Annotated in this window: 20 protein-coding genes; all 20 read left to right on the forward strand. The window is 39.1% G+C overall.

What is annotated here, in order from left to right:
• Position 1: 1 nt before the first annotated feature.
• The 20 genes from J7I42_RS07770 to J7I42_RS07865 all read left to right on the forward strand — a co-directional run bounded on the left by J7I42_RS07770 (position 2) and on the right by J7I42_RS07865 (position 23,654).
• Positions 2–763 carry an FkbM family methyltransferase gene (locus J7I42_RS07770; protein WP_209138204.1) on the forward strand — a complete coding sequence of 254 codons (762 nt, stop codon included), beginning with the start codon at positions 2–4 and terminating at the stop codon, positions 761–763.
• Positions 760–1,986, forward strand: a complete 1,227-nt coding sequence (locus tag J7I42_RS07775; RefSeq protein WP_209138205.1) for a glycosyltransferase family 4 protein — start codon at positions 760–762, stop codon at positions 1,984–1,986. Before J7I42_RS07770 ends, J7I42_RS07775 begins: the two co-directional genes overlap by 4 nt.
• 3 nt (positions 1,987–1,989) lie before the next feature.
• Complete coding sequence (locus J7I42_RS07780; RefSeq protein WP_209138206.1) at positions 1,990–3,078, forward strand: acyltransferase family protein; 1,089 nt, start codon at positions 1,990–1,992, stop codon at positions 3,076–3,078.
• Positions 3,079–3,969: a glycosyltransferase family 2 protein gene (locus J7I42_RS07785; protein WP_209138207.1), complete on the forward strand. Its 891-nt coding sequence runs from the start codon at positions 3,079–3,081 to the stop codon at positions 3,967–3,969.
• A 243-nt stretch (positions 3,970–4,212) separates the two neighbouring features.
• The gene (locus tag J7I42_RS07790) at positions 4,213–5,184 is read left to right on the forward strand and encodes a glycosyltransferase family 2 protein (RefSeq protein WP_209138208.1); all 972 of its coding nucleotides are present in this window, start codon (positions 4,213–4,215) and stop codon (positions 5,182–5,184) included.
• A 94-nt stretch (positions 5,185–5,278) separates the two neighbouring features.
• Entirely contained in the window at positions 5,279–5,953 is a 675-nt protein-coding gene (locus J7I42_RS07795; protein ID WP_209138209.1) for an acyltransferase, read from the forward strand.
• A 155-nt stretch (positions 5,954–6,108) separates the two neighbouring features.
• Positions 6,109–7,155, forward strand: a complete 1,047-nt coding sequence (locus J7I42_RS07800) for a CgeB family protein (RefSeq protein ID WP_209138210.1) — start codon at positions 6,109–6,111, stop codon at positions 7,153–7,155.
• Positions 7,156–7,190: 35 nt separating this feature from the next.
• Complete coding sequence (locus J7I42_RS07805) at positions 7,191–8,225, forward strand: glycosyltransferase family 2 protein (RefSeq protein ID WP_209138211.1); 1,035 nt, start codon at positions 7,191–7,193, stop codon at positions 8,223–8,225.
• 371 nt (positions 8,226–8,596) lie between these two features.
• On the forward strand, positions 8,597–9,340 hold the full coding sequence (locus J7I42_RS07810; RefSeq protein ID WP_209138212.1) for a glycosyltransferase family protein: 744 nt from the start codon (positions 8,597–8,599) through the stop codon (positions 9,338–9,340).
• Between the two features lie 137 nt (positions 9,341–9,477).
• On the forward strand, positions 9,478–10,194 hold the full coding sequence (locus tag J7I42_RS07815) for an FkbM family methyltransferase (RefSeq protein WP_209138213.1): 717 nt from the start codon (positions 9,478–9,480) through the stop codon (positions 10,192–10,194).
• Positions 10,181–11,674 (forward strand): hypothetical protein, encoded by a 1,494-nt coding sequence (locus tag J7I42_RS07820; protein WP_209138214.1) that lies wholly within the window; start codon positions 10,181–10,183, stop codon positions 11,672–11,674. The genes J7I42_RS07815 and J7I42_RS07820 overlap by 14 nt, the downstream gene beginning before the upstream one ends.
• 44 nt (positions 11,675–11,718) lie before the next feature.
• Positions 11,719–12,927 carry a glycosyltransferase family 9 protein gene (locus J7I42_RS07825; protein WP_209138215.1) on the forward strand — a complete coding sequence of 403 codons (1,209 nt, stop codon included), beginning with the start codon at positions 11,719–11,721 and terminating at the stop codon, positions 12,925–12,927.
• 34 nt (positions 12,928–12,961) lie between these two features.
• On the forward strand, positions 12,962–14,821 hold the full coding sequence (gene asnB, locus J7I42_RS07830; protein ID WP_209138216.1) for an asparagine synthase (glutamine-hydrolyzing): 1,860 nt from the start codon (positions 12,962–12,964) through the stop codon (positions 14,819–14,821).
• Positions 14,821–17,133 carry a glycosyl hydrolase family 28-related protein gene (locus tag J7I42_RS07835; RefSeq protein WP_209138217.1) on the forward strand — a complete coding sequence of 771 codons (2,313 nt, stop codon included), beginning with the start codon at positions 14,821–14,823 and terminating at the stop codon, positions 17,131–17,133. The genes asnB and J7I42_RS07835 overlap by 1 nt, the downstream gene beginning before the upstream one ends.
• 8 nt (positions 17,134–17,141) lie before the next feature.
• A complete protein-coding gene (locus J7I42_RS35530) occupies positions 17,142–18,290 on the forward strand; it encodes a glycosyltransferase family 4 protein (protein WP_209138218.1) in 1,149 nt (382 codons plus the stop codon).
• A 1-nt stretch (position 18,291) separates the two neighbouring features.
• Positions 18,292–20,034 carry a carbamoyltransferase family protein gene (locus J7I42_RS07845; RefSeq protein WP_209138219.1) on the forward strand — a complete coding sequence of 581 codons (1,743 nt, stop codon included), beginning with the start codon at positions 18,292–18,294 and terminating at the stop codon, positions 20,032–20,034.
• Positions 20,031–20,792: a glycosyltransferase family 2 protein gene (locus J7I42_RS07850; protein WP_209138220.1), complete on the forward strand. Its 762-nt coding sequence runs from the start codon at positions 20,031–20,033 to the stop codon at positions 20,790–20,792. Before J7I42_RS07845 ends, J7I42_RS07850 begins: the two co-directional genes overlap by 4 nt.
• Positions 20,780–21,895, forward strand: a complete 1,116-nt coding sequence (gmd, locus tag J7I42_RS07855; RefSeq protein ID WP_209138221.1) for a GDP-mannose 4,6-dehydratase — start codon at positions 20,780–20,782, stop codon at positions 21,893–21,895. The genes J7I42_RS07850 and gmd overlap by 13 nt, the downstream gene beginning before the upstream one ends.
• Positions 21,896–21,945: 50 nt before the next feature.
• Entirely contained in the window at positions 21,946–22,884 is a 939-nt protein-coding gene (gene fcl / locus J7I42_RS07860; RefSeq protein WP_209138222.1) for a GDP-L-fucose synthase, read from the forward strand.
• Between the two features lie 29 nt (positions 22,885–22,913).
• Positions 22,914–23,654: a tyrosine-protein phosphatase gene (locus J7I42_RS07865; RefSeq protein ID WP_209138223.1), complete on the forward strand. Its 741-nt coding sequence runs from the start codon at positions 22,914–22,916 to the stop codon at positions 23,652–23,654.
• The last annotated feature ends 13 nt before the right edge of the window (positions 23,655–23,667 follow it).

A 23,667-nucleotide genomic window follows, 5' to 3' on the forward strand; every position in this document is an offset into this window, starting at 1 on the left:
AATGAAAGATTGGATTGAACAGAAAAAACAGGGATTAGTTTATAGAGCACGTAACCTGCGTTATGGAATATTATTCATGTTTTCGAAGTGGTATAAAATCCCGTCAAAATTATGGATCCGTGGCAGGTATCGTTCATTCCGTTTTCATTATCATCAAGCGGCAGCATTTAATTATGAGTTCAGGGAAATATGCCTGGAAGACTGCTACAGTTTGAAGGATATAAAAAAAAGAATACCGGTATCTACTATTATAGATATTGGGGCCAACCAGGGTTTGTTTTTACTGGCAGCCCGAAAAAATTTCCCTCATGCAACTATCCAGGGCTACGAGCCCAATCCCCTGTTAATCCCTTTTCTGGCCCACAATTCAAAAAGTCTGAATGCGCAGATTTTTATTGAAGCGGTGTCCGATCAAAATGGGAAAATGCAATTACAATTTGGCGAATCCGATCTGCTAACCACAGCTATAAAATCTGAGGCAGGTACAGTATTAGGAGTTTCTTTTAATAAAGTAATTGAACGTGCCGGCGGACAAATTGATCTGCTGAAACTCGACTGTGAGGGAGGCGAATGGCCATTGTTGCAAATGACTGAATTATGGAAATGCGTGCGTGCAATTACAATGGAATATCATTTATGGGCAAAACCTGAGATGACAATTGAAAAGCTCGTAAATGAATTAACTTCAATGGGTTTTGAAATAATAAAAATATCTCAGTTGTCAGAATCATTCGGTATGTTAACAGCTGTAAAAGCAAAATGAAAACTGTTTTAATCATTATCCCATATAAAAAAATATACCCGCCAATGAATGGTGGGATGCTTCGTTGTTTTCATTTATTACATCAGCTAGCGAGATATTTTGAAGTAACTGCCATCGTTCATCAAGACATAGAAAGTTTTAAGGAAAGCTTTATCCCGTTTCCGGACCTGAAAAAAGTAAAATTATTTAGCACAAAAGATACGGCCGTTCGCAAGGATTTTTTCTCTGTTTTGCCAAACCGGTATCAGAAAGCATTAAGGTATCGCTGGTATAATAAATCACTGAAAGGCCCTGCTGATGAAAACTTTCTATTAATGTATCCGGTGGTGACTGAGGTATTAAGCCGAACAAAGTTTGATTTTATAATATTAGAAAACTTATCATCTCTCCTTTTAAAAAAGGTAATTGGAAAATATGCTCCAAAGAGCCATTTAATATATGATGCCCACAATGTAGATTATATTTTGGCCTTAAAAGATGTTGAAAAGAAACGAATGAGCTTTGAGCAAGCAGAAAGAATTAAAGAAGCGGAGTCTTCTTTGGCCGGCTCAATAGATCTTGTTTTAGCATGTAGCGATAATGATGGAAAGACCTTCGAAAGGTTAAATAACAATGCAATTAAAACGATTGTTGTTCCCAATGGTGTACAGGTCGAAAAGCGTTCACCCCATCTTAATTCAATACCAGCTGAATCACAAAACATTTTGTTTTGCGGTTCTCTTGATTATGAACCTAATGTACAGGGAATATTTTGGTTCATTAAAGATGTGTGGCCAATGGTTCAGCAACAGTTGCCTTTGTTAAAGCTATTAATTATTGGCAGTGGTAAACCAATGGGGCAGTTAGATCCGTTTAAAAACGACCCTTCTATTACATTTGTAGGTCAGGTTCCACAGGTAGGGCCTTATTATGAAGAGGCTATAATCAGTATTGTACCATTATTAACAGGAAGTGGTACCCGTTTAAAAATACTGGAGGCTATGAGCAAACGAGTTCCAGTAATCTCAACTTCTATAGGCGCAGAAGGCATTGAATATATTCATGATGAAAATATTTTGATAGCGGATGATCCGAAAGTTTTTGCTAAAAACATTTGCGATTTAGTCAGGAACAAGGAAAAGCGAATGCATATTCAACAACGCGGTTACGAATTGGTAACGAAGTTATATGACTGGGATATTATTGGTGAGCAACTTGCTACCTATTTAAAAACCAATTACTAACTGGTGGATTCACAAAAAAAATTGCCATTTATACCGCAACTGGATAGCTTTCGGTTTATTGCAGTGTCACTTGTCATTATTGCACATTGGTTACCCGTTAATTCCATAAACCAGATCCCCAATGGTTTTTTGGGCGTGACTTTCTTTTATGTTCTTAGTGGTTTTCTAATCTCTACCAATCTTTTATACTCTAAAAAGTCAATATACCAGGCGCAGTTTACAATGCCCCAGGGGCTTAAAACATTTTATTTTAGAAGAACCCTACGGATTTTCCCACTCTATTTTTTTGTGCTGATATTGATCTATATTGGCAATAAGAACATATTTGAAGGAAAAACAGAATGGTATTTTTTATATATATCTAATTTTCTTGTTTATAAAGAGCAGCACTGGCCTGGGATGTTATCGCATTTCTGGTCACTTGCTGTAGAAGAACAGTTTTACCTCGTGTGGCCGTTGTTGATCTTTTTATTTCCCTGGAAATGGTTGAGATATCTTTTTCCAGGAATTGTGATTTTAAGTTTAGTCAGTAAATTGTTATTCTTCTTTTATTCGACTAAAGGTTTCTTTAATTATTACGATGCAATTCCGATTAACTGTTTCGATGCTTTTGGTATTGGTGCTGTATTGGCTTTAATAACAGTGGAAAAAAATACTTATCATCTTTTGGCAAAAGGAAGATTTCGATTATTTCTTACAGGCGCTTTAATTGCCTCCATTCTTATATTTCTTGCACGATTACCTTTTCTCTTTGGAATTTCGGTTTCCATGTTTTCGGCTTTGATAATTTTAAAGGCTTGCGAAGGCTATAAAGGGTGGATCGGTAAAATATTGAATCTTCCAATTATACTTTTTTTAGGAAAAATCAGCTACGGATTGTATGTGTATCATAATTTCATGCCGTGGTTGTTAAGGTGTATAAGAGGTGAAGAAACTACCTACCCATTGAATATTCCGCATTTTAGTATGCCATGGCTTCAACCTAAAATGGCTGTAGGGGTGCAATTTGCAATGTTGCTCGTAGTAGCAACATTGTCGTGGTATACTTTCGAAAGGCCGCTTAATAATTTAAAAAAATATTTCAAAGCATAAATGAAAATGACGCCCTTGGTAAGTGTGCTGATGACATCCTATAACAGGGAAAAGTACATTGCAGCCTCTATTGAAAGTGTGTTAGCATCTACCTATAGTAATTTCGAATTGATTATAGTTGATGATGGTTCTTCAGATAGAACAGTAGAGATTGCCCGCGGTTATGAATTGAAAGACCCGAGAATCAAGCTATATATCAATGAAAAGAACCTTGGCGATTACTACAATCGCAACAAAGCAGCTTCTTATGCAAAAGGGAAGTATATCAAGTATGTGGATTCGGATGATCTTATTTATCCGCATGGACTGAAAGTAATGGTGCGGTGTATGGAAATGTACCCTGAAGCAGCAATTGGTTTTACCGGTTTATTGAATCAGGAAGAAAGGCCATTTCCTTTCCTGTTACAACCGAAGGAAGCCTACGAATATCACTTTTTTAAACGTACCCTTTTTGATACTGGACCAACGGGATTGATATTTGTCACTGAAAAGTTCAGAGAAATAGGCGGCTTCAGCGGAAAAAGATACGTAGGTGATCTTGAAATTAATTTAAAGCTTGCTGCCAGGTTTCCCGTCGTAAAAATGTACGCATCCCTGGTATTCTGGCAACAACATGAAGGCCAGGAATTTGTTATAGGACAAAATTCTACTGGTTACCTGGAACTGGAGCTTCCTGTAGTTAGTAGTGAACTAACTAAGAAAGAATGCCCGTTACCAGCTTCTCAGTGTGAAAGAATTATTAAGTATTATAGAAAAGTTTCTGCAAGGCGGCTTATTCGCATTGCCCTGATAAAAAGAAATCCCTCACTTGCCCTGACGATTTTCAAAAAACTTTCATTAAGATCGAGTGATTTGGCGAATGCAATTTTCTTTATGAAGAAAAAATATTAATAAACTAATTATATTTTAAAAGTATTTTTAGTATGATGAGATCACTTGTCCATTGTCGCCTGAAATGAGTAAAAATCTAAAATGGTATCATAAGCGGCATATTTTTAAATAATTTCGTACCTTATACACAAATCTAAACAGCCCGCGAAGTAGAAGGCCTGGATATAATATTAAAGTTTGTTGGTTTCTCTGAACAACTAGGAACGTAATACCAGTAAACTTTATAACTCTTAACCCGTATAAATGAATAACAACCCTAAGGTCTCCATTATAATTCCCGCTTATAATGCATCGGGAGTTATTGCAGAAGCAATACAATCCGTACAGGCACAAACCTGGCAAACCTGGGAACTTATCATTATTAACGATGGTTCAACCGACAATACAGATGATGTTGTGAATCAATATCTGAATGATCCCAGGATAATTTACTTCAAACAGGAGAACAAAGGTTGTTCTGCAGCAAAAAATACAGGTTTGGCATTAGCCAGTGGGCAGTTTATACAATACCTCGATGCTGATGATTTCCTTAGCCCTGATAAAATTAACGAACAGGTTAGCGTGTTGAATAATGACCCATGGGCAGTGGCTGTTTGTAGAACAAAAACATTTGTGAACACGATAAGTGAGCCGAATCTACCGGAAATTGATACGAATTTCCTGCACGATTCTAATAAGCCGCTGGAATTTGTATTAAACCTGTACGGCTTGAATGGGAAAGAGGGAATGATACAGCCCAATGCGTTTTTAATTTCAAGCGAGTTAGCCAGGGAAGCTGGTATCTGGGACACTGCACTTTCGCCATCACCCGATGAAGATGGAGAATATTTTTGCCGGGTAATGTTAAAGTCAAAATCCATATATTTTACCCCGAACGGAATTAATTATTATCGCAAAAACGCTTTCTCTGCCAGCCTTTCAAAACAAACCAGTCACCTGCATGCAAAGGGTGCTTTGCGTTCACTTGAAAAGAAAGCGGAACATTTATGGCAGGAAGAAAATTCTGAAAGAGTGGCTCAGGTTATAGCAAAACAATACGCAGGCTTTATTTACTTGTATCACAAATTATTCCCCGATTTAACAAACCAGGCTGAATTTGAAATAAGTCAATTGAGATTAAAGAGAATTCCTTTAGTCGGTGGGAAAAATTTTCAACGCATGGCTAAATTAATCGGGTTTAAAAATGCATTAATATTGAAAAAACTGGTTGGTTAATTGATATTTGATAATATTTTTCGAAGCGATTATAATATTAAAGCGCATATCAACAAACCGGCCTGATTTTTTCAATAACAGTTGAAAACCTGCTATGGGCATGTATGCTAGGGGAATGCGTTATATTGGACGCTTTGGAGCCTTAGATAGTTTTCGAAAAATAATTTACCTGTTGCTGAGGTTTCCAAATTCTATCTTACAATTTTTTAGGAGTGTTCGTTTTTACTTTTATACCCGTTGTTGGGTACAACATATCCGGGGTAAAATTTTTATTCAAGGTTTAGGCAATGATATTGTTATAGGGAAAGATGCCACTTTATACCCCGGAATAACTTTGGAAATTGACCAGCGAGCGAAATTACACATCGGAGATCACTTTACTTTATCGTATGGAGCCTTAGTGGCTTGTAATAAATGCATTTTAATTGGAGATTATGTAATGATTGGTGAATATACCAGCATCCGGGATACAACTCATTCCTATGACAATACTTCTTTTCCTTATTGTTACCAACCCGATCAGCAGGACAATATAACGATTGGTAATAATGTTTGGATTGGACGTGGTTGTGTTATATTACCTGGAACCATAATTGAGGACGGCGTTATTATTGGAGCTAATTCCGTTGTTAAAGGGCATCTACAGGCGTATGGCTTGTTTGCAGGTTCCCCTGCCAGGTTTCTAAAAATGGTTAGGGAGCCGGCTGAACTGATACAGGCACTGCAATTACAGGCCGGCAAATTAAATAAACCCTTGAGCGCTGAATAATAAATTTCTTGATTTGCGGATTCCCAAGGTTTGAAACGATAAATGAGATTTGGCAAACCAAAGAACCATTACAAAAAAACTTACCCAATACAAAGCCAAAATATAAACCGATGGTGAAAGCCAGCGTGTGGTCTATTTAAAAATTGATTTAAGGAATGAAGATTCTTTTGCTTGGAGCATTTGGAAACGGGGCATTGGAAAATTACTATGTGCAGGGCCTACTAGCTAAAAACGCTGATATAGAAACCTTTGACATCACAAGGGATTATTATGGAGCCTTAGAGCGCTCTATTGTAAATAAGGTAATTAATAAGATAAAGCCAGCGGTTTATTTCAAACCCATTAACAGGGATTTATTGCAATATATAAGCGGAAAAAAATACGACGCGATAATTGTTTTTAAAGGTTACACGATATTCCCTGATACATTAAAGCAACTAAAGCAATTTACCAAACTCCTTTGTTGTTACAATCCTGATCACCCATTTCGTTTTTTTTCCGAAGGTAGTGGCAATGATAATGTAAAGGATAGCATTGACTTGTACGATTTCTATCTAACATATGCCGAAAATATCACAAGGGATATAAAGCAATTGTATAAAACAGACTGTTATACAATACCATTCGGTTATGATGATACCAATTCTGATAATATTTCTTTCCCGCCTTTTTCAGCCAATGAGGCTGCAGGAAAATGGGTGTTTATAGGAAGTTATGATAGCGAAAGGGCCGCTTTTTTAAACGACCTAAATGAACAGCATATCATTATCTATGGTGATGCCAAGTGGAAAACTCGCAATCAACTCAGTAAGATTATTCAATCAAGTTATGCGGGCCGTTCATTATATGCTGAAGATTATAAAGCGGCTATTCACAACAGCATGGGTGTATTTAATTGGCTTCGTAAGCAAAATATTGAAGAAGGATCTCATAACATGCGAACTTTTGAAGTGCCAGGTTATGGGGGGGTATTGATCGCCAATAGAACAGAAGAACAATTAAACTTTTTTGAAGAAAATAAGGAAGCCATTTACTTTGATTGTATAGAAGAACTAAAAGACAAATTGGTTTACCTGAAGACCCACAATGAAGAAGTAGAAAAAATAAAAGTGGCAGCTTGGAAACGTTGCCGAAGATCTAATTACAGTTACCTCCACCGCAGTGCCTTGTTATATAATATTCTCACTAGGTATTTGAGGTAGGCCGAATTTTATTCACGTTCGTTGAACCCTTAATCATGAAAATCTCAATTTGCATTCCACAATATAACCGGATAGCGTTCTTATTAAAGAACCTGGATATGATTTCCAGGCAAACCTATAAAGATATTGAAATAGTGGTGAGCGACGATTGTTCAATAGATGATACTGAAGAAAAAATCACCAGCTTACAAAAGCATTATCGGTATCCGCTTGTATACCATCGTCACAAAAAGAACATGGGATACGATCGAAACCTCAGGAGTTCTCTCGAATTGGCATCTGGCGAATATTGTTTTGTATTAGGTAATGACGATTCGCTTTTTGATGAAAATGTAATTGAACGGCTAGTAACTTTTCTTGAAGAAAATAATTATCCCGACGTTGGCTTTTGCAATTATGCTGAAGATAACAATCGCCAAATTGTTTATGCGCGAGCGCAGACAACTGCGGTACTTGGTTACGGCTACCTTCCAGCATTGAAACATGCAGGCTCATTTAGTTTTGTAGCAGGCCTCATTTATAAGCGCGAAACATTTAACAAACATAACACCGATAAATACGATGGTAGCATTTACACTCAAATGTATTTGAACTGCCTGATCGTTGCAAAAGGTGGACGTTTGTTTTCGATAAATGAAACCTTAGTTTTGAAAGATCTCGTTGTAGAAGACGTGCACAGGAATTCTTACCGCGATGTAATTGCTAAAACATGGAAAGATTTTAAATTGGTGGATGGCGGGTTGCCCTCCGTTATCAATGTGCTTATTGCTGCATTTAAAGATGCAGGTGTTGCATCACAAACTATCGAATATAAAATATTTAAACGGATATATTCGATAACTTTCCCTCATTGGATATTGGAGTATAAAAATAATAAGGCATTGCCGGAAGCGGTGGGGTTGATAGGGGGATTATATCCTTATAGAAATAAAAACTTCAAACACTTAAACTGGATCAACCGGGCCCGCATCCTGTTCATTTACATAATGTCTTCCTGTGTAGGTATTCTGACACCCGTATTTATATTTAAGAAAATGAAAAGTGCTGTGTATAAATGGTTGAAGAAGTAAGGAATTATTGTATTGTTCATTTCTCACCGCTTGAAAAGTATCCGCCGATCGTCAATTTTCTCCGGTACCTCGATGATCACATAGACAAAAAGACCATCATTCATGTATTAACATTACATCCAGGGAAAAATAGGGATCTCGTAGAGATCGGTAATATTCGCATTCATCGGTTGATTAGGTGGTCAGATGATCTTACCCGAAGTCAGCGTTTATTCTTATACTTTCAATTCAATTGCCTGAGCTTACGTTTTTTACTCAATCATAAGCCAATTGCTGTAATGTATTATGAAACATTATCGGCTGGCGGCCCTTGTATATATAAGTTGCTACGCCCAAACCGTTGCCGGTTGTTCATCCATTATCACGAATACATGAGCCCGAAAGAATACAAACAGGGAATGGTGATAAATCGCTGGTTGCATAACTTAGAGCGCCTGCTATATGCAAGGGCAGAATGGATATCACATACCAATGAAACAAGAGAGCAATTGTTTACTAATGATATCGGGATTAAGAAGAAGCTCTCCACGTACACTTTGCCGAACTATCCATCAGGTAATTGGTACACAATTGCTTCAAAGGTTAATCGCAATAACCGTCCTGAAATAGGTTTTGTTTACGTAGGTGCATTAAGCATGCATACCATGTTTACAAAAGAAATGGCATTGTTCATTTCAAATAATGTCGGTAAATGTTATTGGGATATATATTCGGATAACTGCGAAGCTGAAGTGATGTCGTTTTTAAAGGAGCTGGCTGCGCCCAACATTTCTTTTAAAGAATCAGTAAGCTATAATACACTTCCACAAATACTTCCGCGATATGACATCGGTGTAATATTATATAAAGGAGATACACCTAATTATGCCTATAACGCGCCAAATAAATTTTTTGAATATTCGGCTGCCGGACTAACTGTATGGTTCCCTCCAGGAATGAAGGGGATGATGCCTTATGAGCAACAGGAAAAAAAGCCTTTTGTATTATGCGTGGAATTTGATAACCTAACACTGCCATCTGAAAGTGAGGCCCGACGGATTGAACAACTTCCGGCCCAAATGTACCTTGCGGAAAATGTTTATAGTCGCCTATGGGAAAAAATTAATAAGAAATAGCCTGTATCTAAATACTAAAAAGTGGAAAATATATGAAATTTTCTGAATTATTCCGGGTATTACCGCATTTTAAAGGAAAGACAAGACTGGGTCGGGTTTGTTTTACCCAAATCATAAAAAACGATCAGAATATTGAAGTGGAAGGAAAATTTGGCTGCAGGTATATACTGCCAAATCTGAAAGAAAACCTGGCACTTGATATTTTTTTTGATGGTATATATGAACCAGGTACAAATGAGTTCCTGGTGAAGACCATTCCACAAAATGCTACTGTATTGGATATCGGAGCAAATATTGGTTCTATTTGTATTCCATTGGCTAAAAGAAGAAGCGACCTTCGTTTTGTGTGTGTTGAAGCTTCACCTTTTGTATTCAAATACCTTCAGCAAAACGTCAATCTGAATGGCCTTGAAACTAGGGTCACCTGCATAAATAAAGCACTCTCAAACGTTGACGATAAATTATTGCCTTTTTATAGTGATCCCGGCAATTTTGGAAAAGGTTCGTTGTCTCCGGTTTTTACAAATGATCCAGTAATGGTTCAAACCATTACAATAGATAAACTTATTAAGGATCAGAAAATAGATTCAATTGATTTTATAAAAGCCGATATTGAAGGGTATGAGTATTTTGCATTTGAAGGAGGGAAACAATTACTGCAAAAGGCAGATGCGCCGCCTGTATTTTTTGAGTTTGTAGACTGGGCTGAAAAATGTGCCAACCTGGCACCAGGATCTGCCCAGAAACTATTGACGACCTACGGCTTTGAACTGTTTATATGTGGAAAAAACAAAATGAGTAAATTAGCCACAGTAATGGATGCGAAAAGTGCGATGTTGTATGCCCGAAAATAAGAATGGAACATACCAGATTACAATAACAGGCAGTAAACGATATTCTCTGCTGTTAGGGAAATACATGTACTCGCTCGGTGCAGGGATTGTCTTTTTATTTAGCTGTTTTACCAGCTATTATCGGGAATTGGCGTACATATTTACGATCGTTACAGTTCTAATGATCTTAAACAGATTGGGTAAGGGGATCATTTTACGAGAATTGATAGCTCTGCATAGCCTATTTGTGTGTGTGTTTATGCCAACCTTGGGCTACACCATCTTTACAAAGGAGAATGGAATGGCAAAATTGTGGGTACGTTACATGCCGATTCCAGAAGAGCAATATTTTTCATTTGCGCTCCCTGCCATGGCACTTTTTGTAGGCGTGCTCTGTTGGCCAATCACATCAACCAATGCAAGTGATCACGGCGAAGGGATTAATGTTTTATTGGAAAAAGCAAGTAAGCAGCTTCTGACTATACCCAAGCTGGGTTTGTATTTGATGATCGTTGGGGCAATCTCACTTTTCTTATTGCCATACATGCCAGTTTTTTTACAGTTTGTGATTACATTGGTGTTTTGGAGTTCCTTTTCTGGCGTTTTATATATCTATTATAACAAGGAGTTTAAGTTTAAAAAACTGATCTTATTGGCCTTTGGGGCCTTTCTGCTAATGAACGCCTTAGGAAGTGGGATGTTTACCATTCTGGTGTACATGGGTATTACCATGTTCTCGTTTTTCTTTTTGGGTAATAAAATATCCTTTCTGAAAAAGTTGCTTGTTTTTACATTGGTCTTTGTGGTCATCTTTACGCTCCAAGGTGTAAAAGGTTCTTACAGGAACGCAACCTGGATACAAGGCTACCAGGGAAATAAAGCTGTATTGTTTGTAGATTTGTTTGTTAAAAGATTGCAAAATACTTCGAGCTTTTTTGATGAAAGAAGCTTGTTCCCTATTTATTATAGAACAAATCAGGGATTTAATATTGCCTTGGTAATGCGTCGATTTCCTTCGGTAGAGCCACACGACAATGGTGTAAATCTGGGAAAGTCCTTTTTGTCGGCGTTTGTGCCCCGTTTGTTGTGGCCCGATAAGCCGGAGGCAGGTGGACAATTTAACATGAAACATTATACTGGTATAAACATTAATGGATGGTCAACCAATGTTGGTCCTTTAGGAGAAGCCTATGGTAGTTTCGGCAACGTTGGTGGAATTGCCTTTATGTTTGTACTTGGCGCTTTTATTCGTTGGGCTTATGTACGAATATTCGTCATTTCAAGAAAGTTGCCATTAATGTTATTTTGGATACCTGTTATTTTTTATCAAATTACTTATTCGGCAGAGTCTGATACATTACAAATATTTAACTCTTTAGTCAAGTCGGCCTTTTTTGTTTGGATGTTGCTAAAAATATTTCCAAAGTTGTTTGCAAAAAGCAAAAAACTATCAGCATCAGCTTTGCCCAAAAACTTTCAGAATACCAATTTGCTAAATTGATTTGTTAATAATATGCTTTATTGTTACAATGTTAATATATCTGAATGAGTGTCAATATAAATTCTTCTGCAAATAAGTTAATGCAAGCCAAGTTGGTGACAGCTGCAATGCCTTTTAAAGAGAAGGGAAAATTGCTCTTGGCAGACAACGTTTTAAGATTCCAGAATCTGGTCTTGCGTTCTTTTCATAAGATTCTCTATAAAAAAAATCGGGAAACCGTTCGCTCGATCTTAATATTTCGTACGGGCTCACTTGGCGATTCATTGTGTGCCATCCCTGCTATTCAGGCTATAAAAAAGCAATATCCACTGGCTGATGTTGATATACTTACCAATACGGGCTATTCAAATCTGGCCGGTTTGCATCACTTATTGGAAAAAGATCTGTACCGGGAAATAATCAATTATTACGGATATTCCAAAAGGAAGCTTTTTCAATTACTCAGGCAAAAAAAATATGACCTGGTTATTCAATTACCGCAGGTAGATGCTACTTTCTCTACTTTACTACGAGACCTGGTAATTTTCAGAGCAGTTGCCCCAGCAGGGCTTGGGTGGCACAAAAGCCAAGTGAAATGGTTTCGCAAAACTCAGGCGCGGTTCCTGCAATTTCCTAATGAGGTGGAACGATTGTCGTTACTGCTACAGCGACACAATATTTTACCATTTACTGCAGAGACAATACTTACTCCTTTGGAGTGCGATTTGCTGCATGCAAAGGAAGTGCTGCAGCAACTTGGTGTCTCCTCTTTACATAACCTTATTGCTGTTGTAGTTGGTGCCAAACGTTCGCAAAACAGATGGCCAATAGCTTACTTCAAACAAGTTATTGACCATTTTTCTCGGGAATATACCATAATACTAATAGGAGGAAAGGAAGAAAATGAATTGGTGCAGCCATTAATAACTACAAAAAACGTCATTAATACCTGCGGTCAATTAACCCCTATCCAAAGTGCTGCGGCAATAAGTTTATGCAGCCTTTCTATAAGCAACGATACCGGGCCAATGCATTTATCTTATGCTGTTGGTACGCCGGTTATTGCATTATTCAGTAGTCGTGATTTGCCTGGAAAATGGTATCCCTCAGGAAAAAATCATGTTTTCAGAGCGACAAATATTGCCTGCGAGGCATGCTTTAGCGAAATATGTGATAACAATATTTGCATGCAGGCTATCCCTCCATCAGAGGTGATCAGTTGTGCCAAGCAATTGCTTAACAGCCGTCAACAGGCGCCTGTAAAAGCCAAATAAATCCTATTAAATATTTAAAAAACTCATACATTATATGTGCGGCATAGCCGGCATTTTTTCATTTAAACAAAGTGTCAATTTACATCAAACGATCAGGCTGATGACCAATGCTATGGCGCATCGGGGGCCTGATTCTGATGGATTTTACACAAACGAAATCGTTGCTTTAGGGCACCGGCGATTATCTATTATAGATCTGTCTACTGCGGCCAACCAGCCTATTGCAGACTATACGGGGCGTTACCAAATCATCTTTAATGGAGAGATCTATAATTTCCAGGAAGTTAAAAAAATGCTGCCCGAATATCCCTTTAGCACAAACAGCGATACAGAAGTGTTACTTGCGGCTTACAGCAAATGGGGACCGGAATGCTTGCCTTTATTGAAAGGAATGTTTGCTTTTGCAATTTGGGATACTACTGAACGGGAATTGTTTATTGCAAGGGATAGGATGGGGGTAAAGCCGGTTTATTACTTTACCAATGAAAATGTTTTCTTATTTGCTTCTGAAATAAGAGGCATATTGGGTAGTGGTATTGTTGAAAGAAATGCAGATGCGTTAGCCATAAGAGAATTTTTAAGTTATCAGTCAGTTGGTTCAGGGCAATCAGCAATACAAAATATTGTACAGCTTGAGGCGGGGAGTTACATTACCATTCGGGGTAATAAGGTCTCCATAAATAAGTATTGGGAAATAACTGGTCGGCCTGAAATTGATTTTGACTTTGGTGATACCGCAATGGTACAAAAGCAGGTGCAGCTATTATTACGAAATGCTGTAGAAAGAAGATTGATCAGTGATGTTCCGTTGGGTGCTTTTTTATCTGGCGGCATTGATTCCAGTGTAGTGGTAGGGCTAATGGCAGAAGTAAGTTCAACGCCCGTCAATACTTTTAATGTAGCATTTGAAGAAAAGGAATTTGACGAATCGGAATATGCCAGAATCATTTCACGCAAATTCAACACAAATCATAACCAGGTATTACTAAAGCCAGATGTTTTTCTTGACGAGTTAACAAATGCGCTTGACGCAATGGATACACCTAGTGGAGATGGTATAAATACGTATGTTGTATCAAAAGCAATTAAGCAAAGTGGTTTAACTGTGGCGTTATCGGGGATTGGTGGCGATGAATTGTTTGCAGGGTATCCCTTTTTTAAACAATATCTGCAAGTAAAGAAGTATCAGCCTATTTGGCAAGGTACCGGGTGGCTTCGTTCAATAGCCGGCTCTTTTTTAGGTAATACAAATAAAGCGCTTCGTATGAAGCAGCTGCTGAAAGCCCCGGCTAACTCTATCCGCTATTTTTATCCTGAATTCAGGCGAATTATAACCCCATCCTTGCTGGCTTCTCTGGTTCGAAAAAATTCAAACGATCTTACTTCGCTGGAGAAAGAACTGGCCGGTTTGCCTTCATCTCTTGAAAAATTCCCTTTGCTGAGCCAGGTTTCCATAGCAGAATATACAGGGTACACGCAGCACACGCTGTTAAAGGATATGGATCAGTTTAGCATGGCAGTATCGCTGGAAGCAAGAGAGCCTTTTTTTGATCATGACCTAGTAGAGTTTGTTTTGGCTGTGCCTGATCATATAAAATTTCCCCAATATTCCAAACGCCTGCTTGTAGAGTCCGTGCAAGGATTATTGCCCGATGAAATTGTTCATCGCAAAAAGCAGGGATTTTTGTTTCCCTGGAGCATTTGGATGAAAAACGAACTACGTTCTTTTTGCGAAACCCGCCTTCAAAGAATTGCGCAACGTGATTTTATAAATGGTAAAGACCTGCTTGCTTACTGGCAGCGATTTTTAAATAACGACAGTACTGTACGCTGGATGGAATTGTGGTTATTCGTAATACTCGAATACTGGATGGAAAAAAATTCAATACACTAATGATAAAACGGTTAGAAATTATTTTATTTATCCTCTGTGCTTGTTATTCTCTTACTGGTTTTGCACAATGCAGAGAGGAATTTAATGGGCCATTTGCAAGTTGGGCCGATATAAAAAAACAATTCGGGGCGAAGGGAAATGGTAAAGATGATGATACACGCGCGATTCAGAGTGCAATCAACGGACTTTGTAATTCAGTAACCAAGGCAAACAGCCAAAAGGGAGCCTATACGACCGTATATCTCCCTGCAGGAACTTATTGTATTTCCAAAACCCTTGTTTTGAGTGGTGGTATTGGTGTCAATATTATAGGGGAAGATCCCCATAAAACCATTATTAAATGGATTGGAGGAAACGCAGACACCATGTTTTGGGCCAACGGTTCTGCTTATTTTAGAATAGGAAGGCTTAGTTGGGATGCAAACGGCCACAAAAACATCGAAGCTATTGGTATTCACTGGAAGAATGTCTGGAATACTGGTAATTCAAAAAGTTTTGCTCCTTTGAATATTGAAATTGCTGACTGTATATTTAAGGGCCAATTATATAACGGCATAAGCGGAGGCACAGATGCCGGCTTTGATGGGACCGGAGCTAATGATTCAGAGGTGACCATAAAGCGATGTGTATTCGATAACTGTACGGAAGGCGGCATTTCGATCCATGGATATAATGCATTAGATTATTGGATATGGGATTGCCAGTTTTTAAATTGCTTATTTGGCATAAAGAACACTTCCGGTAATTATCATGCTTATAGATGCTATTTCAACGGGTCCACCTTTAGTGACTTGAGAAATTTTAATGGTTATTATACTTCAATGCGGGGAGGTTTTTCTGAAAACGCATTTGCTTTTTCTGCAGATGATGGAGTTAGCTGCAATCCATTTAAGCGAATCTTCCAAAATAATACGGTAGTAAACATTAAAAAGTATCCGATCGAGTTCTACCATATTGGTAAGATCACCCTTTGGGACAATAGACTGTCAGCGGTGCAGGACAAAAAACAAAATTATTGGGTGCATACCGGAAGCTGGTGCCCGGCCAAATACGAAATTTTGTCTATTAATAATAAGTTCGAAGCGAAAGATCCCTTGTGGAATGCAAATGGACCTTTGAAGAAATTTGAGATTGGCGATACGTATAACAATAAAATTCTTGCAACAGCGAATGATTTCTTCAAAGTAATGGAATCTGTGCCTGCTAAAAAAGACAGAAAGGTGTTTGAAGTACCTGCAGGCGCGGACAGTAAAATTATTCAGCAATTAATCAATCAGGCAGCAGCGTTGAAAGGGCAACGTCCTATCATACATTTTGGAGTAGGCACTTGGTATCTTAATAAGACCCTGATTATACCTGCGGGAAGTGATTTGCAACTGATAGGCGATGGATTGATTTATGCTACAGTATTGGAGCGTGATAAAGCAAGTAATTTCAACAGTGCTGCCTTAATACAGGCGGAAGGACCCAGTTATATTACAATAAAAGATTTGCAGTTAGGACATGAGTCGGATAACGGAATAGCTGCAGCCATCGCTTTTGTAAATACCGATCAACCCACTTCCGAAGCGCATATTGATCAGGTATATTCCATGGCAGCTACTTCGCTTTTTGTTGATGGCCTTGATTATTTATACATAGAAAAGGACAATTCATTTTTTACTGCCGGAAATTACATAAATGGAGGTTTATTAACCCGGAAGGGGAAGGGGACTGCAAAAGTTTGTTGTTATGGGGGGCAATTTGCAAGTCTTTCTGTAAATAATGGCGGCCGTTTTCTTGCCAAAGATTGTTGGTGGGAGGGACGCACAAGAGTGCCATTGGAATTAAAGGGTTCCGGAGAAATCAGTCTCGATGGTGCAATGATCGCCCCGAATGGTGCAGACAGCCTGCCTACTATTAAAATAGGTGAATTTAATGGTAAGATCAACCTTATGAATATGTATGTGCTAGGTTCGGTGGCGGTAAATCCTGGCAATTCGGCTTTAAATCTGTTGTTGTGGAATATTAATTTTTACTATAAAATGAATCCATATGAATACATAAAAGAAGGAAGGAACTGCCACTATGCTTTACTTGGTTCAAATTCCCAATGCTTCGCTAATACCGAAGCCTGTAAGAACGTCATTTCAGTTCCTGACAAGTCCTACCGGATTTCCGATACACTCAGATTTATTGAAAACAATACCGCTTTTGACCGGAGTGTAAAGCCTGTAATTTACCGGAACCTGCCACAAGGGGTTAGCAATATTTACGTTTCAAGAGTAACTTTCGGCGCCGCGCAAAAGGGAATTTCTTTTACGAAACAATAGAATAAGAGGTGGAGAATATTAGAAAAAAAATTTTACTTTTTGCCGACTGGTTTGAACCGGGTTATAAAGCGGGTGGTCCCATACGTTCCTGTGTACATTTTGTACACCAGATGAAGGACCGATATCAGATCTATGTAATTACTACTGATAGAGATTTAAATGATTCTGCGCCATATGCTAACGTCGAGGCGGATAACTGGATAGAATACGACAAAGGAGTAAAAGTTTTTTATTGCTCACCCCAATATATTTCATGGGCTCATATTAAAAAGCAAGTAAGAACCATCGGACCAGATTTCATTTACCTTAACAGCATGTATTCGCGTTATTTTTCAATTTACCCACTGTTGATAAAGAAATTGGGTATTATCAGTAGTAAAATTGTACTCGCACCGCGAGGCATGTTGAAAGACAGTGCCGTCCAATTCAAATCTACCAAGAAAAAGTTTTTTCTGGCAGCTTTCCGTCAATTAGGATTGCACCGGTTCACGCATTTTCATGCTACTGATAAAACAGAAGAAACCGATGTAAAGAAATATTTTGGGAACAACGTGCAGGTAACAATGGCCTCTAATTTTCCGGGTATTATAAAAGATTATCCCGGAAGTATTGTTAAAAATGCCAATGAACTATCCGTGGTTTTTATAGGGCGATTACACCCGGTTAAAAATTTGGATTTTTTATTGCGGGCGATCAAACCTGTGAAAGGAGACGTTACTCTCACTATCGTAGGCAATACGGAAGATGAAGCTTATGTAAATAAATGTAAGAGTATCATCAATGACTTTTCTGCTCAAATTCAGGTACGTTTTGCGGGAGAAATACCAAACAGTCAGGTGGGGAAAATAATAGCCCTACACCATATTTTTGCGCTTCCAACCCAGGGCGAGAATTTTGGCCATGCGATTTTTGAAGCTTTGGCTGCCGGTAAACCGGTACTTATCAGCGATCAAACACCCTGGCGGCAACTTGAAAAAGCAAAAGCGGGTTGGGATATTTCATTACAAACACCTGAGCAGTTCACAATGGCCTTGCAACAGGCTGTAGATCTTGATCAGGCTGCATACGAAGTGGTATCACGCGGTGCCTGGCAATTTGTAAGGCAATTCGTTCAACAAACAGAATTAAAAACAGCTTATAATAACATATTTAGTTAAGATGTATATACTTGGGCTCAATGCATACCATGCAGATTCGTCTGCAGCGATCTTTAAAGATGGAAAAATGATCGCTGCCACAGAAGAAGAAAGGTTTCGTCGTCAAAAACATTGGGCGGGTTTTCCTTCTATGGCCATTCAGTTTTGTTTAAAAGAAGCAGGCATTAGCCTTTCGCAGGTAGATCACATCGCTATTGGCCGTGACCCTTCTGCCAAATTGAACAAAAAGCTGTTGTTCCTGTTGAAAAATCCCGGTGGTGGATGGAATGCTGTTGTTGACCGGTTGAAGAATGCCCGTAAAGTGGCTTCCCTCGAAGAAGAATTTTTTCTTTTAGACAACACAGTAGATAAAGCCGTTATAAAAAGCAAAATTCATCAGGTAGAACACCATCGCAGCCACTTGGCTTCGGCGTTCTTTGCTTCTCCTTTTGAAGAATCTGCCTTGTTATCTATCGATGGCTCAGGTGATTTTACCACTACCATGACCGGTATTGGAAAGGGTAATCAAATTGAAGTACTCGATTCTGTTGACTTTCCTCATTCGGTTGGGTTGTTTTATACCGCCTTCACTCAGTTATTAGGATTTCCTCACTATGGTGATGAATATAAAGTAATGGGATTGGCGCCTTATGGTGAGCCAAAATATGTTGACAAACTGAAGGATGTATTACTGTTTGGGAAGGATGGCCTGTTTACATTGGATCTGAAATATTTCCGTTCTGCCAAGAGTGGTATTGTTTCCTATGGCGAGGACCACATCCCGGTAGTAGCTCCTCTCTATTCAGATGCGTTGGTAGAGAAATTTGGCGCTGTTCGTAAAAAGGAAGAACCGTTAACGCAATACCATAAAGATATGGCGGCGTCTGTACAACGTGTAACAGAGGAGCTGATATTTCACATCTTGAATCACCTGCAAAAGCGTACAGGGTTAACAAACATCTGTATTGCCGGTGGTGTGGCCCAGAATTCAGTGGCCAATGGCAAGCTTACCCGTAATACCGGTTTTAAAAATGTTTATATCCCATCTGCGGGGCATGATGCGGGTATCTCTATGGGTGCTGCGTTGTATGTATACAATCAGATCTTAAAACAGCAACGGGTTGAGCCAATTTGGACGGCTTACACCGGTAGCCGGTCGACAAACGAAGAAATTGAACAATACCTGCAAAGCCGTAACATCGCTTATAAGCGGTTAACCGATGCGGAGTTATATGATAAAGTAACTGATCAGTTGATCAATGCGGGTGTAGTAGGCTGGTTTAATGGCCGGGCTGAATTTGGTCCCCGGGCATTAGGCGCCCGGTCTATAATAGCAGATCCCCGCCGTTCAGATGCCAAGGACCTGCTAAATGCAAAGATCAAACGTCGTGAAAGCTTTCGCCCCTTTGCACCCTCTATTTTAAAAGAATATGTTGGAGAATATTTTGAGGTGATAGATGAAGTGCCTTTTATGGAAAAAGTATTTCCAATTAAAAAAGAAAAGCATTCGCTTATCCCTGCTGTAACGCATGCAGATGGTACCGGCCGTTTGCAAACAGTTGATAAAGTAGTTACTCCACGATACTATGAATTGATAGAAACATTTCGTAAGAAGACGGGGGTACCTATTTTATTGAACACTTCTTTTAATGAAAACGAACCGATCGTGAATTCACCACACGATGCACTGGAGTGTTACCTGCGAACCAATATGGATATGCTGGTGCTGGAAAATTGTGTTATTACCCGGAACGGTTCTTTATGAAAATTTCAATAATTACCGCTACTCATAATAGCGCTGGTACAGTAAGGGATACGCTGACCTGCATTGCCAAACAGCAATATTCCCATATAGAGCACATTATTGTAGATGGAATGTCAAGCGATAATACGCTGGAAATTGTAAAAGAATTTCCGCATGTAGCAAAATTGATCTGTGAAAAAGACAATGGCATTTATGATGCGATGAATAAAGGAGTGCAACTGGCTACAGGAGACGTAATTGGGATCTTGAATTCAGATGATTTCTATACCGATCCAACTGTATTGGCAAAAGTAGCTGCAGCTTTTGACGATCCCGCTATAGAAGCGGTTTATGGCGATCTGCAATACGTAAAGCATGATAATATCCAGGTTGTCACTCGTACCTGGAAGTCAGGAAAGTATAAGCAAAAGCATCTTTATTATGGGTGGATGCCGCCACACCCGACTTTTTTTGTACGTCGGCATATTTACGAAAAATGTGGAAAGTTTAATACCACTTTACGTTCGGCTGCAGATTATGAGTTAATGTTGCGTGTATTATTAAAATATGGTGCTCATGCAGACTATATTCCCGAAGTATTGGTGAAAATGCGGGCTGGCGGTATGAGCAATGCTTCGTTGAAAAACAGGTTAAGGGCTAATAAAGAAGATGTCATGGCCTGGAAATTGAATAACCTGAAACCTTATTTCTTCACAACATGGCTAAAACCAATAAGAAAAATATTACAATTTAACCCGATTAAAATATGGCAAAAGTAGCATTGGTTACAGGGGTAACCGGTCAGGATGGTGCTTATTTAACTGATCTGTTATTGAAAAAAGGATACATTGTTCACGGTATCAAACGCAGAAGCTCTTTGTTTAATACAGAAAGAATTGATCATTTATACCAGGATCCACATGAATCAAATGTGCAATTCAAATTGCATTATGGCGATTTGACCGATTCTACCAACCTGATCAGGATCATTCAGGAAACGCAGCCTGATGAGATCTATAATTTGGCAGCCATGAGCCACGTCCATGTGAGTTTTGAAACTCCGGAATATACTGCTAATGCCGATGGTATAGGTACCCTGCGTATTCTGGAAGCTGTTCGTTTATTGGGTTTAACAAAAAAAACCAAAGTTTATCAGGCTTCTACTTCAGAATTGTACGGATTGGTACAGGAAGTGCCTCAGTCTGAAAGAACACCATTCTATCCCCGTTCTCCTTATGCAGTGGCTAAATTGTACGGCTACTGGATCACAGTGAATTACCGTGAGGCTTATAACATGTTCGCTGTAAATGGTATTCTGTTCAATCACGAATCACCCTTACGTGGAGAAACTTTTGTAACCAGGAAAATTACCCGTGGCGTAGCAAAAATCGCCCTTGGATTACAGGATAAGATCTTCCTCGGTAACCTGGATGCCCAACGCGACTGGGGGCATGCAAAGGACTATGTAGAAGCTATGTGGCTGATCTTACAACAGGAAAAACCTGAGGATTATGTAATTGCTACAGGTGTGACTACCCCGGTCCGGGAATTTGTTCGCATGGCATTTAATGAAGTTGGGATAGAACTGGAATTTAAAGGCAAGGATGAAAATGAGGTGGGAGTAGTGAAAGCCTGTAAAAATCCGGAATTTAAACTTGCAATAGGAAAAGAAGTAATAGCGGTAGATAAAAGGTATTATCGCCCTACAGAGGTTGAACTGTTGATAGGAGACCCCACCAAGGCGCAAACACAATTGGGTTGGAAACCTAAATACGACCTGGCTGCCCTGGTTGAGGAAATGGTAGCCAATGATGTGGAATTATTCAAAAAGGAACAATTATTGAAAGAGAGCGGTTATTATGTTCGTAATCAGTTCGAATAGGACTGATTATCGGGGTGATTCAAATTTTCATCATACAACATCGTCTTATCGTGAACAAATCAGACAAAATTTACGTAGCCGGTCACCGGGGTATGGTAGGCTCTGCGCTTGTACGGAAATTAAAAAAGGAAGGATTTAATAATTTATTGGTACGTACATCTTCTGAACTCGACCTGCGTAATCAACAGGCGGTGCAGGAGTTTATGAAAGAGGAAAAGCCAGAGTATGTCTTTTTGGCCGCTGCCAAGGTGGGGGGGATCCTGGCAAATAATACCTATCGCGCCGATTTTATTTACGATAATATTGTGATGCAGTCGAATATCATTCATAATTCTTATGTGAATGGTGTTAAAAAGCTCATGTTCCTGGGCTCATCCTGTATTTATCCCAAACTGGCGCCGCAACCACTGAAGGAGGAATACCTGCTTACAGGCTTGCTGGAACCAACGAATGAGCCATATGCCATTGCCAAAATTACTGGTATAAAAATGTGCGATGCGTATCGGGATCAGTATGGTTGTAATTTTATTTCCGTAATGCCTACCAATTTATACGGCCCTAATGATAATTACAGCCTCGAAACTTCGCATGTGTTACCAGCTCTTATCAGAAAATTCCACGAAGCAAAATTGAAAAATGAGCCGGCTGTGGTAATGTGGGGAACCGGTACGCCCAAGCGCGAATTCCTACATGCCGATGATCTGGCCGATGCCTGTTTCTTTTTAATGCAAAAATACAATGAGGCTGGTTTTGTGAATATTGGCGTTGGCGATGATATTGCAATAAAAGACCTTGCATTACTGGTTAAGGACGTTGTAGGCTATACGGGTAATATTGAACATGACCTGAGCAAACCCGATGGAACGCCACGCAAACTGATGGATGTTCAAAAACTACATAATTTGGGCTGGAAAGCCAAAATTAATTTAAAAGAGGGAATTGAAAGCGTATACAAAGAATTTTCACAACAATACGCAGTTGGGGTGTAGATTTGTTTGCGGTATCAATCTAATCTGGCATGTTTTCTATTTTTAATAAGAAGAAAAAAGTACAGCTTGATCTGAGCGGTGTGGGTACCGATATGCATTCGCATTTATTACCCGGTATCGACGACGGATCACCCGATACAGAGATTTCCCTGCAACTGATTGCCGGTTTGCAAGAGCTGGGATACCGGAAATTTATAACTACGCCGCATATTTTGTGGGATATGTATAAAAATGATGCAGTGTCTATTGGAGACGCACACCGCGAACTTCAACAGGCACTGCAACAAAATAATTCAAATGTTCCAATAAGGGCGGCAGCGGAATATTTTCTCGATGAACATTTTGATGAGTTATTGGAAACTAATACCCCCTTACTAACCATCCACGAAAACTGGGTATTGGTTGAGTTCTCTTTCGTGACCACGCCACTGAATTTTAAGGAAAAACTGTTCAACATGCAGATGAAAGGATACCAGCCGGTCCTTGCCCATCCTGAACGGTATTTATACTTTATGAGCGACAAAAAATGGTACGATGAACTGAAAGATGCAGGTTGCTATTTTCAGTTAAATATACTGTCGCTCGCCGGCTATTATGGAAAAGCCTCCCTCCAACTGGCCCAATATTTGATCAATAAACGATATATAAACCTGCTTGGCACCGATTGCCATCATTTCCGACATCTGAATACCCTGCGTTCTTCCCATAATATTATGGAACCAGTTCAATCTCTTCTCGATAGCGGCCTGTTATTAAATCCTGCTCTGTAATTTTTTCCTAAAA

Origin of the sequence: Niastella soli, assembly GCF_017742245.1 — a bacterium.
In the GTDB taxonomy this organism is placed as follows: Bacteria; Bacteroidota; Bacteroidia; order Chitinophagales; family Chitinophagaceae; genus Niastella; species Niastella soli.

Bases quoted from the DNA above. Each gene is read 5' to 3' on its own strand.
- J7I42_RS07770 (WP_209138204.1), top strand. From the start codon at position 2: ATGAAAGATTGGATTGAACAGAAAAAACAGGGATTAGTTTATAGAGCA.
- J7I42_RS07775 (WP_209138205.1), top strand. From the start codon at position 760: ATGAAAACTGTTTTAATCATTATCCCATATAAAAAAATATACCCGCCA.
- J7I42_RS07785 (WP_209138207.1), top strand. From the start codon at position 3,079: ATGAAAATGACGCCCTTGGTAAGTGTGCTGATGACATCCTATAACAGG.
- J7I42_RS07790 (WP_209138208.1), top strand. From the start codon at position 4,213: ATGAATAACAACCCTAAGGTCTCCATTATAATTCCCGCTTATAATGCA.
- J7I42_RS07795 (WP_209138209.1), top strand. From the start codon at position 5,279: ATGGGCATGTATGCTAGGGGAATGCGTTATATTGGACGCTTTGGAGCC.
- J7I42_RS07800 (WP_209138210.1), top strand. From the start codon at position 6,109: ATGAAGATTCTTTTGCTTGGAGCATTTGGAAACGGGGCATTGGAAAAT.
- J7I42_RS07805 (WP_209138211.1), top strand. From the start codon at position 7,191: ATGAAAATCTCAATTTGCATTCCACAATATAACCGGATAGCGTTCTTA.
- J7I42_RS07810 (WP_209138212.1), top strand. From the start codon at position 8,597: ATGAGCCCGAAAGAATACAAACAGGGAATGGTGATAAATCGCTGGTTG.
- J7I42_RS07820 (WP_209138214.1), top strand. From the start codon at position 10,181: ATGCCCGAAAATAAGAATGGAACATACCAGATTACAATAACAGGCAGT.
- J7I42_RS07825 (WP_209138215.1), top strand. From the start codon at position 11,719: ATGAGTGTCAATATAAATTCTTCTGCAAATAAGTTAATGCAAGCCAAG.
- asnB (WP_209138216.1), top strand. From the start codon at position 12,962: ATGTGCGGCATAGCCGGCATTTTTTCATTTAAACAAAGTGTCAATTTA.
- J7I42_RS07835 (WP_209138217.1), top strand. From the start codon at position 14,821: ATGATAAAACGGTTAGAAATTATTTTATTTATCCTCTGTGCTTGTTAT.
- J7I42_RS07845 (WP_209138219.1), top strand. From the start codon at position 18,292: ATGTATATACTTGGGCTCAATGCATACCATGCAGATTCGTCTGCAGCG.
- J7I42_RS07850 (WP_209138220.1), top strand. From the start codon at position 20,031: ATGAAAATTTCAATAATTACCGCTACTCATAATAGCGCTGGTACAGTA.
- gmd (WP_209138221.1), top strand. From the start codon at position 20,780: ATGGCAAAAGTAGCATTGGTTACAGGGGTAACCGGTCAGGATGGTGCT.
- J7I42_RS07865 (WP_209138223.1), top strand. From the start codon at position 22,914: ATGTTTTCTATTTTTAATAAGAAGAAAAAAGTACAGCTTGATCTGAGC.